Source organism: Gilliamella sp. B14448G11, assembly GCF_016101765.1.
In the GTDB taxonomy this organism is placed as follows: domain Bacteria; phylum Pseudomonadota; class Gammaproteobacteria; order Enterobacterales; family Orbaceae; genus Gilliamella; species Gilliamella apicola_N.
On the sequence record NZ_JACFPX010000033.1, the window covers coordinates 1 to 3,411 of the forward strand.

A 3,411-nucleotide genomic window follows, 5' to 3' on the forward strand; every position below is an offset into this window, starting at 1 on the left:
AACATTAAATTATCAGTCACCGATTGAATACAAAAGAAATCGATGACCTTATCTTTTTGGTACTAAAAAGTGTGGACATACCAATTAACCAAGAATAGTGGAATGAGTGATAAAAAAATTATTCTTTTCATTATGTAATATCCTTATAATCTTCCTTATAAAATATTTTAATATTTTGGGATATAACTATTATCTGGTAGTGTTAAATTACTAGTTTTAAATAGCTAATTTTATTTGATACCCTTTCATGCCCATTTTTTTTAGCATATGAATTTCCGAAAAAAATCATCAAAAAGGTAGTTAATATTAATTTAAAATACTTTATACAAATAATTTTCAATTTCTACCATTCGAACAATTCTATATAAGATTATTTTTATCGACGGGACAAAGTTTATTAACTGATTTCAGTTTAGAATGTTTTTTATTACTCCAATGCTATGTAGTTCGTTCATATCTTTCTTTTATCTCTTAAGTATTTACTTAGCTAATGATCTGAACAATCATAATTTTAATGGAGTTCTTAATAACTTAATTATCTTAAACAAGTTAAATATTTTGTTTAAGGCTCCTCTCCAACCTCTACCACAGCTTTTTCGCAATCCAGTCTTTCTTTTTTAGTACATTTTTTATGAATAGATTTTTCCTCAGAATTTTCATAAGAAATGCAGTATTGATCTTGGTAATCATATTTTTTTTTGTTTTTATTAAAAAGATATTGTTTATTTAATTTGATAAACATTGGATCAACATAAACATCACCACATGTTTTTGTACTGGTTGCTGTTTTCTTTTCTGGATCAAACTGAATCGAATATCCTTCTAAATTCGCTTCAATATATTTATTTTGTGACTCATCATAGATGTAATATATTTGTTGGACATTGTCGGCATGAGATTCAGCATTTTGAAGAAAAAAATCATTTTCATTACCATCAAAATCAAAATCACCGATTTGTAGGGCATTAAAAGATTGAAAAGGATACCCCTTTAAACTTTTTATACTTTGCAATAATTCGCCATTCTTTTTACTGTAAATATTGATACCAATAATTTTAATATAATCTTCTTTTTCTTTAGATGATAATACTTTGAAATAAAAATCTTTAGTTGAACTTCTTTGTAAAAATTCGACATTTTTGAATTCAGTATTTTTAATAAGCTGTTTTGCCTCATTAAGCTTTTTTTTATCCGAATTATCAATTAATGGCCAAGATAAATTATATTCAAATTTCTTTTCCAACTTAAAATCACCAAATGTTTGCGATGAACCGACTAAATAATTATTTTTAGAGTTTATTTTGTTTTCACCAAAATCAAAATATTTAATAAATATTTCATCTTTTGTATCCAAATTATCATTTATATTGTATCTAAAATGATAACCATCATCTCCTTTTCTGGCTAAACCTAAATAACTAATTGTTTTTGTTTTATAATCAAGATAAATTATATCAAAGTCATTTTCGGATATAGCACTAATATAAAACTCAACTTTTCTATCCCCCATATTTCCGCTGTAGACACGATAGATGGCCTCTGTTACTTGCGGAATAAGAAAAACTATTATCAGTATATATTTTATTGTATTCATTATGATATTTGTCTTAGTTTTTTAATAAGTTATCTACCTTAAACAAGTTAAATATTTTGTTTAAGGCTCATCTCCAACCTCTACTACAGCTTTTTCGCAATCCAGTCTTTCTTTTTTGGTACATTGTCTTAAATAATAATTATCACCATCTGGAATAGCTGCACAGTACTTATCGATATAAGTATATTTTTTTTCTTTATTATTAAAATAATATAATTTTTTTAATAAAACATTAGATGTATAAGTAATTACATCACCACATGTTTTTGTACTGGTTGCTGTTTTATTTTCTGAATCAAACTGAATCGAATATCCTTCTAAATTCGCTTCAATATACTTATTTTGTGAATCATCATAGACGTAATATATTTGCGGGACATTGGCGGCGTGGGACTCAGCACCCTGAAGAAAAAAATCATTTTCATTACCATCAAAATCAAAATCACCAATTTGTATAGCATGAAATGTATAAAAAACATACCCTTTTGAATTCTTTATGGTCTGTAATAGCTCCCCATTTTTTTTACTGTAAACATTGATGCCAGTAATTTTAATTTCTTCTTTTTTCTTTTTGGATAATATAACTTTAAAATAAAAATCTTTGGTTGAGCTTCTTTGTAAAAATTCGATATTGTTAAACTCTGTATTATCAAATAACTGTTTGGATTCTACTCGAGTTAGCTCATAACCGTTTGCAGTAAAAACATTATATTCAAATTCTTTTTTTAATTTAAAATCACCAAATTTCTCTGAATACCCAAATAAATAATTACTTTCTGATTTTACCTTGTTTAAACTAAAATCAAAATTTTTAATAATTAATGTATCACTATCATTATCTGTATCAATCGTTGTAAAGTTTTTAAAATGATAATCGTTTTCTTTTTTTTGAGGTCCTCCTATATATCCAACTTCATATGTTTTGTCTTTAATATAAGTAATATCAAAGTTACTATCAGGCGTGGCCAACAAATAAAATTCAACTTTATCATCACCTATATTTCCGCTGTAGACACGATAGACTGCTTCTGTTACTTGCGGAATAAGAAAAACTATCATTAATATAGATTTTACAATATTCATATCTTTACCTTTAGTTTTGTTTATAATATTTATTACCTTTTTTTACAGCGTCTTTTTGATCTGCTTCATCTATTGGATTTAAGTTGACAAAAAAAGCTGGATTTATTTTATAACCTAATTTTCTTTTTTCTTTATTTGTTTCATTCTCAGTTCTATTATTGTTAATTTTCATGGCGATTTCTAAATGCAAATGTGTATTTGGAAGGTTTTTTGCATTACCTGTGTCAGATGTATATCCAATATGATCACCTGCTTTAACTTTGCTGCCAACTTTTATTCCTGATACTTTTTTAGTATCATGTACATGACAATATCTGATGTAAAAATAATCACTATCAATATCAAAATTATCGGCTTGCACTATTTCATTTCTATCTTTACCCGAAAACTCTAATGTATAATTATTTCTTGATGCACGTAAATCATCACCTTTGACTTTTAATACAATGACATAGCCATAAGTACCTTCGCTCGTATATTGAACAATTTCACCATCTAAACAAGCAAAACATGGTGTACCAATACGGGCAAAAATATCTAAACCTGCATGGGCCTTATCACCACCATTTCTAACATAACCATAAGCACCATTCCAAGGTCTATCGTCTTTAGAACTGTTATAATGAGTCCGTTGCGGATTTTTTAAAGGTTGGTATGTCCACACTTTTTAGTACCAAAAAGATAAGGTCATCGATTTCTTTTGTATTCAATCGGTGACTGATAATTTAATGTTG

General features: G+C 27.1%; 3 protein-coding genes. All 3 read right to left on the minus strand.

The features are described from left to right. Positions 1-562 precede the first annotated feature (562 nt). From H3S88_RS12985 to H3S88_RS13460, 3 genes are read right to left on the minus strand one after another with little or no spacing between them, the layout of a single operon-like run. On the minus strand, positions 563-1,594 hold the full coding sequence (locus H3S88_RS12985) for a hypothetical protein (protein ID WP_198229186.1): 1,032 nt from the start codon (positions 1,592-1,594) through the stop codon (positions 563-565). Between the two features lie 60 nt (positions 1,595-1,654). Beyond that, positions 1,655-2,677, minus strand: coding sequence for a hypothetical protein (locus H3S88_RS12990; protein WP_198229188.1), 1,023 nt, complete (start codon positions 2,675-2,677; stop codon positions 1,655-1,657). 10 nt (positions 2,678-2,687) lie between these two features. Beyond that, a complete protein-coding gene (locus tag H3S88_RS13460) occupies positions 2,688-3,341 on the minus strand; it encodes a M23 family metallopeptidase (RefSeq protein ID WP_198229190.1) in 654 nt (217 codons plus the stop codon). Positions 3,342-3,411 lie beyond the last annotated feature (70 nt).